The sequence below is a fragment of the Streptococcus sp. A69 genome (genome assembly GCF_058556195.1).
Map to the genome: position 1 here is coordinate 61,272 of NZ_JBZUJU010000004.1, position 18,289 is coordinate 79,560.

The 18,289-nt window shown below is 42.2% G+C and carries 16 protein-coding genes and 1 pseudogene; 12 read left to right on the top strand and 5 right to left on the bottom strand.

All coding sequences use genetic code 11. The annotated features are described in order from the left end of the window. Positions 1-22: 22 nt before the first annotated feature. The 3 genes from AC4ME5_RS08470 to AC4ME5_RS08480 are packed head-to-tail and all read right to left on the bottom strand — an operon-like array spanning position 23 to position 2,290. Positions 23-319 carry a rhodanese-like domain-containing protein gene (locus AC4ME5_RS08470; RefSeq protein WP_096422921.1) on the bottom strand — a complete coding sequence of 99 codons (297 nt, stop codon included), beginning with the start codon at positions 317-319 and terminating at the stop codon, positions 23-25. Continuing rightward, positions 309-1,964, bottom strand: coding sequence for an FAD-dependent oxidoreductase (locus AC4ME5_RS08475; RefSeq protein WP_491800502.1), 1,656 nt, complete (start codon positions 1,962-1,964; stop codon positions 309-311). The genes AC4ME5_RS08470 and AC4ME5_RS08475 overlap by 11 nt, the downstream gene beginning before the upstream one ends. A gap of 20 nt (positions 1,965-1,984) precedes the next feature. Next, a complete protein-coding gene (locus AC4ME5_RS08480; RefSeq protein ID WP_096422917.1) occupies positions 1,985-2,290 on the bottom strand; it encodes a rhodanese-like domain-containing protein in 306 nt (101 codons plus the stop codon). Positions 2,291-2,466: 176 nt separating this feature from the next. Between AC4ME5_RS08480 and AC4ME5_RS08485 the strand changes: the two genes are divergently transcribed. Together AC4ME5_RS08485 and AC4ME5_RS08490 are read left to right on the top strand one after the other, a co-directional pair. Next, positions 2,467-3,030 carry a sugar O-acetyltransferase gene (locus AC4ME5_RS08485; RefSeq protein WP_096422915.1) on the top strand — a complete coding sequence of 188 codons (564 nt, stop codon included), beginning with the start codon at positions 2,467-2,469 and terminating at the stop codon, positions 3,028-3,030. A 284-nt stretch (positions 3,031-3,314) separates the two neighbouring features. Then, positions 3,315-4,562, top strand: coding sequence for a carbohydrate-binding domain-containing protein (locus AC4ME5_RS08490; RefSeq protein ID WP_491800503.1), 1,248 nt, complete (start codon positions 3,315-3,317; stop codon positions 4,560-4,562). 120 nt (positions 4,563-4,682) lie between these two features. Here the strand turns inward: AC4ME5_RS08490 and AC4ME5_RS08495 are convergent, their stop codons facing one another. After that, positions 4,683-5,237: a hypothetical protein gene (locus AC4ME5_RS08495; protein WP_491800504.1), complete on the bottom strand. Its 555-nt coding sequence runs from the start codon at positions 5,235-5,237 to the stop codon at positions 4,683-4,685. A 422-nt stretch (positions 5,238-5,659) separates the two neighbouring features. Here AC4ME5_RS08495 and AC4ME5_RS08500 point away from each other — a divergent pair, with 422 nt between their 5' ends. The 10 genes from AC4ME5_RS08500 (at position 5,660) to rpsD (ending at position 16,613) form a co-directional block, all read left to right on the top strand. Continuing rightward, complete coding sequence (locus AC4ME5_RS08500) at positions 5,660-6,376, top strand: ABC transporter ATP-binding protein (RefSeq protein WP_491800505.1); 717 nt, start codon at positions 5,660-5,662, stop codon at positions 6,374-6,376. Position 6,377: 1 nt separating this feature from the next. Beyond that, complete coding sequence (locus AC4ME5_RS08505; protein WP_491800506.1) at positions 6,378-7,460, top strand: ABC transporter permease; 1,083 nt, start codon at positions 6,378-6,380, stop codon at positions 7,458-7,460. 39 nt (positions 7,461-7,499) lie between these two features. Further along, entirely contained in the window at positions 7,500-8,123 is a 624-nt protein-coding gene (locus AC4ME5_RS08510; RefSeq protein ID WP_033606292.1) for a TetR/AcrR family transcriptional regulator, read from the top strand. Positions 8,124-8,407: 284 nt separating this feature from the next. Then, on the top strand, positions 8,408-9,172 hold the full coding sequence (locus tag AC4ME5_RS08515) for a nucleoside phosphorylase (RefSeq protein ID WP_000615019.1): 765 nt from the start codon (positions 8,408-8,410) through the stop codon (positions 9,170-9,172). Positions 9,173-9,205: 33 nt separating this feature from the next. Next, positions 9,206-10,585 carry a TrkH family potassium uptake protein gene (locus AC4ME5_RS08520; RefSeq protein WP_033606291.1) on the top strand — a complete coding sequence of 460 codons (1,380 nt, stop codon included), beginning with the start codon at positions 9,206-9,208 and terminating at the stop codon, positions 10,583-10,585. Positions 10,586-10,598: 13 nt separating this feature from the next. After that, positions 10,599-11,264: a potassium channel family protein gene (locus AC4ME5_RS08525; protein WP_001283890.1), complete on the top strand. Its 666-nt coding sequence runs from the start codon at positions 10,599-10,601 to the stop codon at positions 11,262-11,264. Positions 11,265-11,421: 157 nt separating this feature from the next. Then, entirely contained in the window at positions 11,422-13,989 is a 2,568-nt protein-coding gene (locus tag AC4ME5_RS08530) for an SSURE domain-containing protein (protein WP_491800507.1), read from the top strand. An 80-nt stretch (positions 13,990-14,069) separates the two neighbouring features. Next, positions 14,070-14,768 carry a response regulator transcription factor gene (locus AC4ME5_RS08535; RefSeq protein ID WP_045616680.1) on the top strand — a complete coding sequence of 233 codons (699 nt, stop codon included), beginning with the start codon at positions 14,070-14,072 and terminating at the stop codon, positions 14,766-14,768. Continuing rightward, on the top strand, positions 14,765-15,799 hold the full coding sequence (locus AC4ME5_RS08540; RefSeq protein ID WP_491800508.1) for a sensor histidine kinase: 1,035 nt from the start codon (positions 14,765-14,767) through the stop codon (positions 15,797-15,799). The genes AC4ME5_RS08535 and AC4ME5_RS08540 overlap by 4 nt, the downstream gene beginning before the upstream one ends. Positions 15,800-16,001: 202 nt before the next feature. Beyond that, a complete protein-coding gene (gene rpsD, locus AC4ME5_RS08545) occupies positions 16,002-16,613 on the top strand; it encodes a 30S ribosomal protein S4 (protein ID WP_000092756.1) in 612 nt (203 codons plus the stop codon). 264 nt (positions 16,614-16,877) lie between these two features. Here the strand turns inward: rpsD and AC4ME5_RS08550 are convergent. After that, positions 16,878-18,165 (bottom strand): annotated as a pseudogene (locus AC4ME5_RS08550) (transposase); the annotation flags it as partial. Positions 18,166-18,289 lie beyond the last annotated feature (124 nt).

An 18,289-nucleotide genomic window follows, 5' to 3' on the forward strand; every position in this document is an offset into this window, starting at 1 on the left:
ATTTTTGCCTAGCTTCGTTTGCTTATTCTACTTGACCAGGCCAAGCATTCATACCACCTTCTACATTGGTAACGTTGAGGCCTTGGGCGCTGAGAAATTGACAGGCAGAGGCGGAACGTACTCCACCTTGACAGATGACATGGTATTCATGGTCCAGTTTGAGTTCTTTGTAGCCTTGCTCCAAGCTACTTAACGGAAGATTTTTGGCACCTGGTGCATGTCCTGCTTGGAATTCATGTACTTCACGGACATCGATAAGATCTAGATTTTCATTTTGATATTTTTCATAAAAGTCAGCCATGCTGATATTAGTTAGCATATTCTACTCCTTCTGGATTAGCCATTTTGTATAGTGAATAAGCGCCGTCAAGGTTTTGGACGGTAAATCCTGCTTGCTTGAGGATACGCTCTGCGATATAGCTGCGCAAACCACTGTGGCAGCTAACGATGTAGGCTTGGTTCTTGTCTAGTTCATCCAAGCGTTCCCGTAGTTCGTTTAGGGGGATGTGGATGGTATCGACTTTGAGTCGACCACTTTGGAATTCGCCACTTGTTCGTACATCTAGGAATTTCTTGCCCTTTGCCAGTTCGTCTTCGAGCTGGTACCATTGAATATTGTCACTTAAACCTTCGATTAGGTTCAAGGCCGCGTAGCCCAGCATGTTGACGGGATCCTTAGCGGAGCCAAATGGTGGCGCATAGGTGAACTCCAATTCTGGTAAGTCAAAGACGGTGAGATTTCCCTTGATAGCAGTTGCTAGGATATCGATTCGTTTGTCAACACCTTTCTTCCCGACGCCTTGGGCGCCATAGATTTTTCCAGTGTTTGGGTCAAAGAGGAGCTTCAAGGTCATATCAGTAGCGCCAGGATAATAACCAGCGTGGTCTTTACCGCTGACATGAAGTGCCTTGTAAGGAAGTTGATTCATGCTAAGGATACGCTCGCTGAGACCGGTAGAAGCAGCTGTCATATCAAAGGCACGAACGATAGCAGTGCCGATACTGCCCTTGTTTGTACGCCCGAGTCCTGCGATGACGTCCGCCACTTGGCGTCCCTGACGATTGGCAGGAGAAGCGAGAGAGATGAGGGCGTCTTGGCCCGTAATCTCTTGCTTGACGACGATGGCATCCCCAACTGCAAAAATATCTTTTTGACTGGTTTCATAATGTTCATCGACCAGGATCCCACCACGAAGTCCCAGTTCAATCCCTGCAGCCTTAGCTAGTCCATTTTCAGGTTCAACACCGACAGAAAGGATGGTGAGGTCAGAAGTGATCTTTTGACCGTTTTCGAGAGCGATGACTTTTCCTTGGTCTTCAAATCGAGTTGCAGACTGGGAAGTGATAACGCGAACACCATTTGCCAGCAATTCTGCTTGGACAAAGGCCGCCATTTCCTGATCTAATGGTGGCAAGACATGGGGTGCTTTCTCAACGATGGTAACTTGTAATCCACGTTTCGCCAGGTTTTCAGCCATTTCAAGCCCGATAAAGCCTGCACCGATGACGACAGCTTCTTTTGGATGATTGTCCAAGGCCGCCATAATTTCATCAAGATCGGGAACATTGCGGAGCGTGTAGGCATTCTTAGCTTCTGCCAAACCTTCAATGGTAGGAACAAATGGTTTAGCTCCTGGAGAGAGGATCAGCTTGTCGTAGCTTTCTGTGAATTCCTGTCCATCATAGCGTACGGTCACAGTGTGATCTGCTGGCGAAATGCTGATGACCTCGTGAAATGGTCGCACATCGAGATTAAAGCGTGCTTTGAGACTTTCAGGAGTTTGGACTAATAAACTATCACGGTTTGAAATTTCTCCTGAAACATAGTAAGGAAGTCCGCAGTTTGCAAAGGAAACAAAGGGACCTTTCTCAAAAATAGTGATTTCAGCGTCTTCCATGAGACGTCTGAGGCGGGTTGCTGCTGACATACCGCCTGCAACTCCTCCAACAATGATAACTTTCATTGACTTTCTCCTTTATGCTTTTAGATGACCTTACCTTTCCAAGCGCTCATACCGCCTCGAACATTGACGACATCGTAACCTTTTTTCTTTAGCTTTTTAGCGGCTAGTTTGCTTCGTACACCAGAATGACAAATGACATAAAGTGTTTCTTTTGTCGCAGGTGTGTAAGAACCGATTTCTGTTAAAGGAACATTCTTGGCGTTTTTGATATGACCTCTACGGAATTCCGTAGGCGTTCGAACATCCAGTAGTTGAATCGGTTCCTTGAGTTTAACTTCTAACTCGCTGGTAGAAATACTGTCAATTTTTGTAAATAAGTGAAACATAGGCACCTCCAAACATACCCTTATGGGGTATATTAAACCATGAAGTCAAGCTTTTGTCAAGCAAGTTGTTTTGACTTGGGAGAGGGCTTGGTTTTGAGAGTTTAGAAAGCAGGCTATTCTTGACCTTTCAAAGTCTTTTTGATATGATGACCTCAAAGTAAGTGTGAGGTATTAAGATGACCAGTGAATACCGGAAAATGATAGCGGGAGAGCCCTATCATCCGTTTGACCCCGAGTTGCGGGTCTTGGTTCAGACAGCACGTCAGAAGCAGGCAGATTTCAACCAGGAGTTAGATCCCTTGAAAGGGGCGGAGATTATCAAAAGTTGGTTTGGTTCAACTGGGGAAAATCTCTATGTCAATCCACGTCTGGTGGTCGATTATGGAGTCAATATTCATCTAGGGGAAAATTTTTATTCTAATTGGAACTTGACCATGCTGGATGTTTGTCCGATTCGCATCGGTAACAATGCCATGCTTGGCCCCAACTGTCAGTTTTTAACCCCACTCCATCCACTGGATCCGCATGAACGCAATTCAGGGGTCGAATACGGCAAGCCCATCACCATCGGTGACAATTTCTGGGCTGGAGGTGGCGTCATTGTCCTTCCTGGAGTGACACTGGGCAATAACGTAGTGGCGGGAGCAGGGGCCGTGATTACCAAGTCCTTCGGAGACAATGTTGTCCTAGGTGGCAATCCTGCGCGTGTCATTAAGGAAATCCCAGTTAAAGAAAACTAAAAAGAACAGCCCAGGCTGTTCTTTTTATGAACTCTAATCTTATAAATTTTTCTTCTTTTTTGCTTTCTTGGTCAAGGAAACATCGCACTGAGGGATGTTGGTTTTAAAAATCTATTAAAGGTAGTCTAGAGTTCAAAAATTGTTTTAGCAGCCCTTTCTAAAAAATTACTAGGCGAAATCTAATCCAAACTGAATTTAAGGAAACTTTCAGAAAAGTTTTAGTTTTGTTTCAGGAATCTTCAGTAGACTGTCTAGCTATATCATACGAAGGAGAGGAAAAAGGTATGAAATCAAAAAAATGGACCCTACTCGCAACGAGTTTAACGGCAATGGTGCTGATGGCAGCATGTGCCCAGTCAACAACTACATCCACTACCAATGAAACGACAAATAGTGCCACAACAACTTCAACAAAGACAAATCAATCATCCTATTTTACAGAGAAGGACTATGATACTTCTTATGATGAAAGCACAGCTTCTAAGATTGAGCTATCTGGCTCATCTGCAAACGTCTCTGGAGATGGCGTGACAGTTTCTGGCTCAACAGTGACCATCACAAAATCTGGCACCTATGTAATTTCAGGTCAGTCTGACGGAGTTCAGATCAAGGTCGAGGCAGATAAGTCAGCAGATGTTCACCTAGTCCTAAAAGGTGCAACCATGACCAATACCAATGCAGCGATATCTGCGACATCAGTCGGCCACGTCTACCTGACTCTGGCAGAAGGAACCACCAACAGTCTCTCTGACTCAAGCTCGAACAGTGACGAAAAAGCCGACGCAGCTCTCTTTTCTAAGGTGGATTTAACCATCAACGGGAAAGGAACTCTTAATGTAGAAGGAAAGAAAAATAATGGTATTAAGGCCAACGACACCCTCCACATCACTGGTGGAACCTATAACATCACAGCAGTTGGCGATGCCTTTAATGTCAATGATGAGCTCAACATCACTGGTACGACCATGATCATTGATGCTAAAGAAGACGGAGTCAAGGTGGATAATGATGAGGATACTTCAGTCGGAACCATGTACCTATCTAATAACAACATCACCGTTACAGCAGGAGATGATGGCATCCACGCTTCTGGAGACCTCGTCATCGATAGTGGGACCTACACCGTCAAGAATTCGACAGAAGGACTTGAAGGTAAGTCCATCACTATCAACGGTGGGGACATTACCATCTATTCGACAGATGATGGAGTCAATGCAGCTAATAAAAACGCCCAACAAAGTGAGATTTTCTTTACCATGAACGGTGGTAACCTGACAGTAGAAGTTGGTCAAGGGGATACAGACCCAATTGACTCAAACGGCAATATCACGGTCACAGGCGGAACCATTAAAATGACTGGTCAGACAGGTTTTGACTTTGATGGAACTGCGACCTACACAGGTGGAGATATCTACCTCAACGGCGAAAAACAAACGGAAATCGTCAACTCTATGCCTGGAGGCGGTGGACCAAATGGAGGCCCTCAAGGAAATGGTGGTCCTGGCGGTCCAGCCCCTGGTGGACAAGGATAAATAAAAAAGGATAGCATTCTAAGAGCAATGTTATCCTTTTTGTATCGTAGATTCATATTTTATGAGTGGTTTTATAATCGTAGCTTTCAAAGGCTAAATTGTTAAGTCTCCCGTTTTTGTTTACTTAAATTTCTTGAATTTTAAGAGAGTATTGAGTAGTTTTCCCCTAAATGTTTTGTTTTGATAGGCGATTGCGAGGGAATTGAAAAATTCAACTGCTAGGTGTTCGTGGTGACCGAGTACCATCTCGCTTGGAGCTGCTTCTGGGGAAAAGACACCTAATTTGATGCGAAGTCTACCTTTTTTCATCTTGAACTGGTGCATGCCATACATCTTGATATCAAGGCTTGGATCGGACATGAGAGTAGCTGTATCACCTGCCATAGAAATTTTTGTATCAGCATCAGGAATGACTGGTTTTTCAGCATCTAGACTGATAAAGATTTTTTGATAAGTTGGTTGTCCGTACTCTCCAATCAACTTCATCACTTCCTGTCCACCGTGCACCCCAGCAAATATAAAATGTTCAGGGTGAATTTTAAAAGGGAGCGCTTCGTCGCCCATTTTATTTAGCTCTTGGTTGAAGGCGAAGAAGTTTCCCAAAGTCAATCCATCCACGTAAGCAGCTTGTAGGTTACGTCCCTTAACCGAATTCTTAAAAATGCCATGCCGCATTTGGTCTGATTCTGCTAGACGGTCAGCGTAGAGTTCGAGGATTTTTTGACTTCCAAGGGCTAATTTGGTTTCAATTAGGTCTTGAAAATTTCTTAGTCTGTTTCATATAAAAATGAGTAAAATGAATTCCCATTACCAAGGTCATTAGAGTTGCGATAGCAATGACGATGGTTGGATTAGCCGAGAAAAGTAGAGGAAAAATAGGCCTTTAAAAAGTGGACAGGAAAGACCATTTCGGAGTATAGAGAGGAAGTTCAAAAACATTTTTAGAAATAAGACATGTGCATTATAAACATCAGATAATAATATCTGGTGCTTTATTTTTTAAAGAATTTCAACTTTTTTCTTGACAAGTGAGTAAGCACTCACTATAATAGGTTCATATTTAGTAAGTGAGTAATCACTCATAAAGGAGGAAGCAAATGAAAACATTACTACATTTACAAGATTTAGTAAAATCTTTTGACCATCAAATAGTTCTGGATCATGTCAGCTTTGAATTGCAGACAGGAGAAATTATAGGTTTAATTGGTCCGTCTGGTGCTGGTAAATCAACTATGATTAAGACCACGTTAGGAATGGAAAAGGTTGATGGAGGCGTAGCTTTAGTGTTAAACCGCGCTATGCCTAATCGCCATATTTTAGGAGATATTGGTTATATGGCCCAGTCAGATGCCTTATATGAAGCCTTGTCAGGTCAAGAAAATCTGGAATTTTTTGGTCAGCTAAAGGGGCTTTCTAAAAAAGACCTAAAGGAGAAAATTGCTCATATAGCTCAAGTAGTGGATCTGACAGAGCATTTGAATAAAACGGTATCCGGTTATTCTGGAGGAATGAAGCGACGCTTGTCTTTAGCCATCGCGCTTCTGGGGAATCCTCAGCTCTTGATTTTGGACGAACCGACAGTTGGAATTGACCCTTCTCTTCGGAAGAAAATCTGGAAAGAATTATTCGCGCTTAGAGACAATGGGGTTGGGATATTAGTTACCACCCATGTTATGGATGAGGCGGAGTTAACGGATAAGGTCGGCTTATTATTAGGTGGAAAAATCATTGCTTTTGATACACCGCAACACTTAAAAGAAAGTTATCAAGTTTCAAGTATTGAAGAAGTATTTTTGAAAGCAGAAGGAGAGTAAGATGAGAACCATTGCTATTGCTAAAAAAGTTATCAAAGAATTGCTTCGTGATAAACGAACCTTGGCTATGATGTTTGTAGCGCCGGTATTTATTATGTGGCTGATGAACCTCATGTTTTCAGCTAGTACAACCGTGAATGTCAAGTTAGCGACACAAGATCTACCAACTGGTTTGGTAACGAAAATGGATGAGCTTGATCATGTGGACATCGAGACTTATCAAGACTTAGATCAGGCCAAAGAAGCGCTAGCAAATGAAAAAGTCGATGCTGTGATTTCTTATAAAGACGGTGAGTATCAGGTCGACTATGCAAATACAGATGCCTCCAAGACATCTATGATACGACAAGTGTTACGAACAAGTATCGCCAGTGAAGGCACCAATCAGTTACTATCTCGTGTCAAACAAGCTTTTCCACAATTGAAATTAGATGCAAAGGCGCCTGAAATCAAAGAATCTTACCAATATGGAGATAAAAATACTGGATTCTTTGCACGTATGATTCCAATTTTAATTGGCTTTGTGGTCTTCTTCTTTGTCTTTTTGATTTCTGGTATGGCACTTTTGAAAGAGCGCACAAGTGGAACCTTGGATCGCTTGTTAGCAACCCCAGTGAAACGTTCTGAAATTGTCTATGGCTATATGTTGTCTTACGGTATTATTGCGATTTTTCAAACGGCAGTTGTCGTCTTAGCAGCAATTTGGCTACTAGATGTAGAAGTTGTAGGAAATATTTTAAATGTTATAATAGTTAATGTGGTACTGGCTCTTGTAGCACTAGCTTTTGGAATTCTCTTGTCTACTCTAGCAAAATCAGAATTCCAAATGATGCAATTTATTCCTCTCGTGATTATGCCTCAACTCTTTTTCTCAGGGATTATTCCATTGTCATCCATGGGAGAATGGGCTCCAACTGTGGGGAAATTTTTGCCATTAACCTATTCTGGTGATGCAATAAGCCAGATTATTCTTTACGGACACAATCTTGGTGATATTTTGCCCAATCTTGGTGTTTTAATGATTTTCTTGATCATTTTAACAATTCTCAATATTGTTGGATTGCGTCGTTATCGTAAAGTTTAGAAATCAACATAAATAATGCTAAAAAGGTGTGAAGATTAGATGGATAAGACTGTTTTTGAATCGTTTGAAGATTACTTAGAAGAAGCGAATTACCCTCAAGGAAAGAAAAAAATTATGCAGGCAGCAGTGGACCTCATATCAACTAGGAGTTACCATGGGACCTCAACTCTTCACATAGCTGAGCGTGCTGGACTAAGCCAGGCAACTTTGTTTAAGTATTTTAAGACGAAGGATGATCTACTGACGGCTATTTTACATCCTGTAGTCCCAGGCATTTTCGGTAGTTTTTTTGAGGAACTCTTAGCTTTTGAAACGACAGAAGAGAGGGTTCGTTATCTCGTCCACGATCGTATGAGCTATCTCAAAAAAAATCGTGCTTTGATGAAAATCATTCTGCAGGAGAGTTTTTCAAATAAGAAACTAAAAAATGAACAGATTTTTATCTGGAATGCTATTCAAGATAAACTTCGAGTGCTTCATAAAGAATTGCTAGCAGATCCACGTGTAAATCCAGAGTTAACGATTCCTCAAATGGTTCGTATTTGTGTTGGTCCATTGTTGGCTTACTTCGCTCAGCTTTATATCGTTAGCGACAATGGAGAAATAAATGAAGAAGACTTAGACTTATTAGAAAAACAGATTTTAGGTGCTTTGTGGAAATAGAGTAGGCCTAGACAAAATGGAGGCTAGATTCTATTGGTTTGGCTTCTTGCACAAGATAATATAAAAGGGTATATATTGTCTGATGCAGATTCGTGCTTTTTTATTATTGAATTTGCTATTTTGGTGATAGTCCTCAATCACTTTACTAAAACAGAAACCGACCTCTCCAGCAGAGCAACGATTTCTTAAATGTATGGAAGAGGAGTTTTCTGGCTTGCTAAAGACAACTCCTTGACACTCCGTCAGCTTTTGATACAATAGTACAAAATTAGAGGAGGTGGGCTATGATTCAGAAACATGCGATTCCCATTTTGGAGTTTGATGACAATCCCCAAGCGGTCCTTATGCCAACACATGAGGGATTGGACTTAAAGTTGCCAAAGAAGTGTATCTATGCGTTTTTGGAGGAGGAGATTGACCGCTATGCTCAGGAAGTAGGAGCGGACTGTATTGGTGAGTTCGTTTCGGCCACCAAGACTTATCCAGTCTATGTCGTCAACTACAAAGGCGAGGAGATCTGTCTGGCCCAGGCGCCCGTGGGCTCTGCTCCAGCGGCCCAGTTTATGGATTGGTTGATTGGCTATGGCGTGGAGCAAATCATTTCCACTGGAACCTGTGGCGTCCTAGCCGATATAGAGGAAAATGCCTTTCTCGTCCCTGTTCGGGCTCTGCGAGATGAGGGAACCAGCTACCACTATGTAGCACCTTCTCGTTATATGGAGATGCAGATTGAGGTTATCTCTGCCATTGAGCAAGTCTTGGAACAAAGAGGCATTCCTTATGAGGAAGTTATGACCTGGACGACAGATGGTTTTTACCGAGAGACAGCTGAAAAGGTTGCCTATCGCAAGGAAGAAGGTTGTGCTGTTGTGGAGATGGAGTGCTCTGCTCTTGCGGCAGTAGCTCAGCTACGTGGGGTTGTCTGGGGAGAGTTACTCTTTACCGCAGATTCCTTGGCAGATCTGGACAACTACGACAGTCGTGACTGGGGCTCGGAAGCTTTTGATAAGGCGCTCGAACTCTGTCTTGCTATTGTGCACCACATGTGAGTGTTCTTACTGTTTTTATGGTAGAATGTAGTTATGTTATTCAAATCTTTTTTGGAAAAAATCAAGACGATGCTGGTTCGATTATCACCAGCTCGTCGCATCTTTTTAAGTTTTGCCTTAGTTATCTTCTTGGGCTCGCTCCTTTTAAGCCTACCCTGGGTTCAAGCAGCAACGTCACAAGCGACCTACTTTGACCATCTCTTTACGACTGTGTCCATGGTCTGTGTGACAGGGCTCTTCACCCAGCCGGTGGCCTCTACTTACAATATCTGGGGCCAGTTGATTTGCATGCTGTTAATCCAGATCGGTGGTTTGGGGCTTATGACCTTTATCGGAATCTTTTATATTCAAGGGAAACAAAAGCTCAGTCTTCGTAGCCGTGAGACTATTCAAGAAAGTTTTAGTTATGGGGAAACCCAGTCCTTAAAGGACTTCATCCGCTCGATCTTTTTGACGACTTTCCTGGTAGAAGGGCTCGGTGCCTTTCTCCTGAGTTTTCGCTTCATTCCTGAATTTGGATGGGGGCGAGGGATGTTAACCTCTATCTTTTTGGCTATTTCAGCTTTCTGCAATGCTGGATTTGATAATTTTGGAAGTACGAGTTTGGCAGTCTTTCAGACGGACCCTTTGATCAATCTAGTGATTGCAGGATTGATTATAACGGGTGGTCTAGGATTTATGGTCTGGTTTGACCTAGCGACCCAGTTTGGGAAAAAGAAAAAACGCCGCCTGCGTTTCCATACCAAGTTGGTTCTCTTTTTAACGGCGGGAATTTTACTCTTTGGAACAGTATCGACTCTCTTAATTGAGTGGAACAATCCTGGAACGATTGGAAATCTCAGCGCTCCAGAGAAACTGCTGGTTAGCTTTTTCCAGACTGTCAGCATGAGAACGGCAGGTTTTGCCTCTATTGACTACACCCAGGCTCGACCGGTCACCTTGCTGATCTACATCTTGCAGATGTTTCTGGGCGGGGCGCCTGGAGGGACAGCAGGGGGACTCAAGATTACGACCTTCTTTGTCTTGTTAGCCTTCGCTCGTAGTGAACTATTGGGCTTGCCTCATGCAAATGTGGCTCGGAGAACTATTGAACCTCGAACCGTGCAAAAATCTTTCAGTGTCTTTATTATCTTCTTGCTGACTTTCTTGCTGGGCTTGATTCTATTAGGGATAACAGCAGAGGGAAATCCGCGCTTTATCTACCTCATGTTTGAGACCATTTCAGCCCTTGCGACAGTTGGGGTGACGGCGAATTTAACACCAGAGTTAGGCAAGTTAGCTCTCAGCATCGTTATGTTGTTGATGTTTATCGGCCGTATTGGCCCCTTGACACTACTGGTAAGTTTAGCAGAATACCAGCCAGACAAGAAAGATATGATTCACTATATGAAAGCAGATATCACTATCGGATAAGAAAGGAAAAACGATGTCAGATCGGACAATTGGAATTTTAGGTTTGGGAATTTTTGGGAGTAGTGTTTTGGCTGCTCTTGCCAAGCATCATATGAATATCATTGCTATTGATGACCACGAGGAGCGCATTAATCAATTTGAACCCGTGCTGGCGCGTGGGGTAGTTGGGGATATCACGGATGAAGAACTCCTTCTATCAGCGGGGATTGACACCTGCGATACCGTGGTTGTCGCAACGGGGGAAAATCTAGAATCCAGTGTTCTTGCAGTCATGCACTGTAAAAGTCTAGGGGTGCCGACCGTCATTGCCAAGGTAAAAAGTCATATGGCTAAAAAGGTACTGGAGAAAATTGGTGCGGACTCGGTCATCTCACCGGAATTTGAAATGGGGCGTTCATTAGCGCAGAGAATTCTCTTTCATAACAGCGTAGATGTCTTTCAGTTGGACAAGAATGTTTCAATTGTCGAGATGAGAATCCCTCAATCTTGGGCGGGGAAAAGTCTTAGCCAGCTAGATTTACGTGGGCGATACAATCTCAATGTACTTGGATTTCGTGACTATGAAAATTCTCCTCTAGATGTTCAATTCGGCCCCGATGACCTTTTACGGTCAGGCGCCTATATCATGGCGGTGATTAATAACCAACATTTGGATACTCTAACAGAGCTTAGTGAGTAGGAGAGGAAGGGCTGTTTTCTTCCCCAATGATTAATGAATCAATATAAGTATTTTATAAGAGGGATTTAAGAAAAATTTTAACTTTTTCTTAATCCTTTTTAATTTTAGGAGATTATACTAGAGCCATCAAATAAAGAAAAACTCTAAGGAGAATCCTATGAAATTCAATCCAAATCAGAGATATACTCGTTGGTCTATTCGCCGTCTCAGTGTCGGTGTTGCTTCAGTTGTTGTGGCTAGTGGCTTCTTTGTCCTAGTTGGTCAACCAAGTTCTGCACGTGCTGATGTCGTCAATCCGACCCCTACCCAAGTTGTGCCAGACGCTGCTTTGGTGAGTGAAAAGAGCGACTTACCAGCAGAGGTTCTCAAAAAAGCAGTCGATGTAGCTCTTCCTTCAGAACAAGCAGACTCAGCACCTAAAGCAAGCTTGGATATTACAAGCTCTTCAGAAAAAGCGGACGCAACTGCTAAAGAGCCGGCAGTAGCGCCAAAAGAAGAAGTACAAGCACAACCTGACTCTAAGAAACAAACAGAAGATGCAGTTAAACCTGTGGAAAGTCCTGCGCCTACAGTTTTTGGACAAGACCGTGAAGCTAGTGAAGCGCAACCAGCGACCACCCCAGCTGAAGTACAAAAAGGTGTGGCTGACAATACAAAAGATACAGTAGATGTCCCAGCCACTTACTTGGACAAGGCTAACTTTCCTGGTCCCTTCACCGCCGGTGTCAACCAAGTCATCCCATACGAATTCTTCGCTGGAGACGGCATGTTGACTCGCCTGATCTTGAAAGCATCTGATAAGGCTCCATGGTCAGACAACGGAACAGCTAAAAATCCCGCTCTCCCACCAGTAGAGAAATTGGGCAAAGGCCTTTACTTCTACGAAGTGGATTTGGCAGGCACCCAAGGCAAATCAGATAAAGAACTACTTGACCTCTTAAAACAAAACGGCACTCAAAGCTATAAAGCCACTATCAAGGTGTACGGTGCAAAAGACGGCAAGCCTGACTTAACTAATCTGGTAGCAACTAAAGATTTGGATGTCAACTTGAATGGTTTGACCACCCCAGCTGAAGTCCAAAAAGGTGTGGCTGATAATACCAAAGACACAGTAGATGTTCCGGCTAGCTACCTTGACAAAGCCAATTTCCCAGGCCCATTCACAGCCGGTGTCAACCAAGTTATTCCATACGAATTCTTCGCTGGTGACGGTATGTTGACTCGCCTTATCTTGAAAGCTTCTGACAAGGCTCCATGGTCAGACAACGGAACAGCTAAAAATCCCGCTCTTCCACCAGTAGAAAAATTGGGCAAAGGCCTTTACTTCTATGAAGTGGACTTGGCAGGCACCCAAGGTAAATCTGATAAAGAGCTGCTTGACTTGTTGAAACAAAACGGCACACATAGCTATAAAGCTACCATCAAAGTGTACGGTGCAAAAGACGGCAAGCCTGACTTAACTAATCTGGTAGCAACTAAAGATTTGGATGTCAACTTGAATGGTTTGACCACCCCAGCTGAAGTCCAAAAAGGTGTGGCTGACAACACTAAAGACACAGTAGATGTCCCAGCTTCTTACTTGGATAGAGCTAATTTCCCAGGACCATTTACAGCTGGTGTCAATCAAGTCATTCCATACGAATTATTCGCTGGTGATGGCATGTTGACTCGCCTTATCTTGAAAGCATCTGATAAGGCTCCATGGTCAGATAATGGTTCAGCTAAAAATCCTGCTCTCCCACCAGTAGAGAAATTGGGCAAAGGCCTTTACTTCTACGAAGTGGATTTAGCAGGCACCCAAGGCAAATCAGATAAAGAGCTACTTGATCTCTTAAAACAAAATGGTACACAAAGCTATAAAGCTACTATCAAGGTGTACGGTGCAAAAGACGGCAAGCCTGACTTAACTAATCTGGTAGCGACTAAAGATTTGACTGTTAATTTGAATGGTTTGACCACACCAAATCAGGTTAAAGAGTCTGGCTTGACCACATCAAATCAGGTTAAAGACTCTGTTGCTAATAACATCAAAAATAGCATTGATGTTCCAGCTAGCTACCTTGAAAAAGCAAATGTTCCAGGTCCATTCTTGGCAGGTGTTAACCAAGTTATTCCGTACGAAGCTTTTGGTGGAGATGGTATGTTGACTCGCCTCTTGTTAAAAGCTTCAGACAAAGCCCCATGGTCAGACAACGGAACAGCTAAAAATCCTGCCCTATTGCCACTTGAAGGCTTGGCTAAAGGCCAATATTTCTACGAAGTGGATTTGAATGGCAATACGGTTGGCAAAGATGGTCAGGCCTTGCTGGATCAACTTCGAGCTAACGGAACCCATACATATCTAGCTACTGTTAAAGTCTATGGAGCTAAAGATGGCAAACCTGATTTGACCAATCTGATTGCTATTCGTCAAGTAACGATTCAGCTTCATGGAAAAGAAATGGCGATAATACCATCTCAACAAGGTCAGATGAATACGAAGCCTTCTGAAACAGGCTCTACGGGTACGACTGAGGGTATGATGGGTACAAATAACCATATGTCAGATATGAAAGTAGATCAACCAGCTTCTAGCCCAATGGCTAATATGATGAAAAAAGATGATAAAGCGATGCTACCAAATACTGGGGAAGCTAAAACGGCTACAGCTGGCCTTGGTATCTTTGGTCTAGCCTTGGCAGGTCTTGTTGGACTTTTGGGTTTGACAACCAAACGAGAAGATTAAGATTCAAATCACTTAAACATTAGGGGAAATAGTGTTATACTAAAGCAAGTATAACACTATTTTTATCGAAGGAGTGTCAGATGAAAAAGACAATTTTGCTGGTTGATGATGAGATAGATATTCTAGATATTCAAAACCGCTATCTTATACAGGCAGGTTACGATGTTTTGGTCGCCCATGATGGTAAGGAGGGATTAGAACTTTTCAGAAAAAAATCTATCGACCTCATTATCACAGATATCATGATGCCCAATATGAACGGTTATGATTTTATCAGTGAAGTTCAGTATATCGCTCCGGATCAACCCTTCCTCTTTACAACTGCTAAGACAAGCGAACAGGATAAGATTTATGGATTAAGTTTGGGGGCAGATGATTTTATAGTCAAACCCTTTAGCCCACGCGAATTGGTTTTAAGAGTGAATAATATCTTGCGTCGCCTTAGCCGTGGAGGAGAGACAGAACAGATCGAGTTTGGTGACTTGGTAATCAACCATGTGACTCATGAGGTTCGCATTGGGGAGCAACCTTTGGAATTGACAGTAAAATCCTTTGAACTTCTATGGGTATTAGCCAGCAATCCTGAGAGAGTCTTTTCAAAAACGGAACTTTACGAGAAGGTATGGCAAGAGGACTATGTGGATGATACCAATACACTCAATGTTCATATCCATGCTTTGAGGCAAGAGTTGACCAAGTATACAAATTCAAATGCTCCTGCTATCAAAACTGTCTGGGGTTTGGGCTATAAGATGGAAAAACCAAGAGGTAGAAAATGAAATTAAAAAACTATATTTTAGTGGGGTATCTAGTGTCGACTCTACTAACGATTTTGGTCGTTTTCTGGGCAGTCCAAAGAATGTTGATTGAGAAAAGTGAAGTTTACTTTCTAGTTGGAATGACCTTGATTGCTAGTTTCATTGGCGCTGCAGTGAGCATCTTTCTTTTGTCGCCTGTTTTTTCTTCTCTGAAACATTTGAAAAAACAAGCTCAGGATATAGCAGGCAAGGATTTCAGCACAGAAATCGAAACCAAAGGACCATTAGAATTTCAAGAGCTGGGGCAGGCTTTTAATGACATGTCCCACAATTTGCAGGCTACCTTTCAATCACTTGATGAGAGCGAGCAAGAAAAGAGAATGATGATTGCACAACTCTCTCACGATATTAAAACTCCCATTACCTCCATTCAGGTTACTGTGGAGGGAATTCTAGATGGAGTGATTAAGGAAGAGGAGCGGCTCCACTACTTAGCCACGATTGGTCGGCAAACTGAGCGTCTAAACAAGCTAGTAGAGGAATTGGATGTTTTGACTCTTAACACACAACCTCAAGAAACTGCTGATGAAGAAGTCGAAGAGGTCTTTTTAGATCAGTTGCTGATTGAGTCAATGAGTGAATTTCAACTCCAGATTGAACAAGAGGAGCGAGATGTTTATATTCAAGTGTTACCTGAGTCGGCAAAAATCAAGAGCCATTCTGACAAACTTTCTCGCATTCTAGTCAATTTGTTAAACAATGCCTTTAAATATTCAGAACCAGGAACCAGAATCGAGGTTCTTGCCCAATTAACAGAACAAGAGCTGACAATCAGTGTGAAAGACGAGGGTCAGGGGATTCATCCTGAGGATTTGGAAAAGATCTTTAAACGACTTTATCGTGTAGAAACTTCGCGCAATATGAAGACAGGTGGACATGGATTAGGTCTTGCGATTGCACGAGAACTAGCCCATCAGCTTGGTGGGGAAATCACAGCAGAAAGTCAATATGGCTTAGGAAGCAAGTTTACATTCAGCCTCAATTTGAAATAAAGGCGTAAAATCCCTTTACAAATCTAGCTTTTCATGGTACAATAGACTTTGTGTGAAATGGCAGCAGGAAAGCATGAAGCTCGTCAACAGGTGTCTTATGACAAGTAACCTTGGCTGTTTAGGCGAAGGGCATCTGCACGAATCAGGGCTTTCTAAGTGACTATTTCCACCGAAATATTATTTATATCAGGAGGACATTCACATGTCACGTTATACAGGACCATCTTGGAAACAAGCTCGTCGCCTTGGCCTTTCACTTACAGGTACAGGTAAAGAATTGGCACGTCGTAACTACGTACCAGGACAACACGGACCAAACAACCGTTCTAAATTGTCAGAATACGGTTTGCAATTGGCTGAAAAACAAAAACTTCGTTTCACTTACGGTGTAGGTGAAAAACAATTCCGTAACTTGTTCGTACAAGCTACAAAAATCAAAGGCGGAATCCTAGGTTTCAACTTCATGCTTCTTTTGGAACGTCGTTTGGATAACGTTGTTTACCGTCTTGGTCTTGCGACTACTCGTCGTCAAGCTCGTCAATTCGTAAACCACGGTCACATCCTTGTTGACGGAAAACGCGTTGATATCCCATCATACCGCGTAACTCCAGGTCAAGTGATCTCAGTTCGTGAAAAATCATTGAAAGTTCCAGCAATCCTTGAAGCAGTAGAAGCTACTCTTGGACGTCCAGCATTCGTATCATTCGACGCTGAAAAATTGGAAGGTTCATTGACTCGCTTGCCAGAACGCGACGAAATCAACCCAGAAATCAACGAAGCACTTGTCGTTGAATTCTACAACAAAATGCTTTAATTTTAAGAAATATCTTACAGAAAGCCTACAACAGTGGGCTTTTTGCTTTGTCTTAAAAAACGGCTCTTTATCAACTGTAGTGGGTTGAAGTCAGCTAAGATCTAGAAAGAGTCTGGAACAAAAAGATTTTGATTTTAGGAATTCTTTATTATAAATTTTTAAAATCGATAGATTAGACAAAAAAGCGAACAAGACAGAATTCTGAGTGTCAGATAACTGATTTTGTTCGCTTTTTATATTTAAGGTTAGACTTTTGTCCCAGTCTCTTTCTTTTTTGATGTTCAGAGCGATAAAAATCCGTTTTTTGAAGTTTTCAAAGTTCCGAAAACCAAAGGCATTGCGCTTGATGAGTTTGATGAGATTATTCGTTGCTTCTAATTTTGCGTTGGAATAGGGTAATTGGAGAGGTTGACGATTTTCTCTTTGTTCTTTAGAAAGGTTTTAAAGACAGTATGAAAGAGAGGATGAACCTGCTTTAGATTGTCCTCAATAAGTCCGAAAAATTTCTCAGGCTCCTTGTTCTGAAAGTGAAAAAGCAAGAGCTGATAGACATTATAGTGGTATTTCAAGTCTTCTGAATAGCTCAAAAGCTTGTAAAGCTTGCCTAGAATTTCTTTATTCGTCAAGTGCAGACGAAAAGTAGGGCGATAAAATCGCTTATCACTAAATTTACGGCTATCCTGCTGGATGATCTTTCAGTAGCGCTTGATAGCCTTGTATTCATGAGACTTTCGATGAAACTGATTCATGATTTGAACACGGACATGACTCATAGGCTGACTGAGATGTTGTACAATGTGAAAACGGTCCAGCATGATTTTAGCATTTGGGAGTGAAACAGTCTGGGGGCCTGTTTCAGCCTGAGCCTAGAAATTAGAAATCGAAGCTGTTTAGCTAAGTCATAGTAGGGACTAAACATGTCCATGGTAATGATTTTCACGCTATTTCGGACCTGTCTGGAATAGCGCAGGAAGTGATTGCGAATCGTTGCTTGAGTCCGCCCATCTAAGATAGCTAGGATCTTTCTTGTATCGTAGTCCTGTGCAACAAAGATTATCTTTCTTTTCTTGAAGCTATATTCATCCCAACTCATGTGTTCTGGAAGGTGGTTAAGATCAGTCTTAAATTTGAATTTATGTAACTGACGAATGACTGTCGAAGTGGAGACAGATAAACTTTCGGAGATAGCTGTCATAGGGACTTTCTCAATCAATTTTTGAGTGATTTTCTGTTTGACGATGGTTGCGATCTGGTGATTCTTCTTGACTAAGGAAGTCTCCGCGACGGCTATTTTTCCACAGTCTTTACAGCGGAAACGGCGTTTTCTCAATCGAATGAGAGTCTTGTAGCCAGCACATTCGAGGTAGGGGATTTTGGATTCTATTTGAAAGTCATATTTAGCCATTTGTCCTTGACAGTTGAGACATTTAGAGGCAGGATAATCGAGCTTAGCAATGACTTCTTTATTCGTTCCAGTATCAAGATAATCTAAGATAATAATATTTTTGTCATTAATTCCAAGTATGTTTGTGATAAAATTTAATTGTTCCATAAGATTCTTTCTAATGAGGGTTTGGTCACTTTTTCATTATAGGTCTTATGGGCCTTTTTTCTACAACAAAATAGACTCCATAATTCCTACAGTGGTTTTACCCACTACAGAAATTATAGAGCCT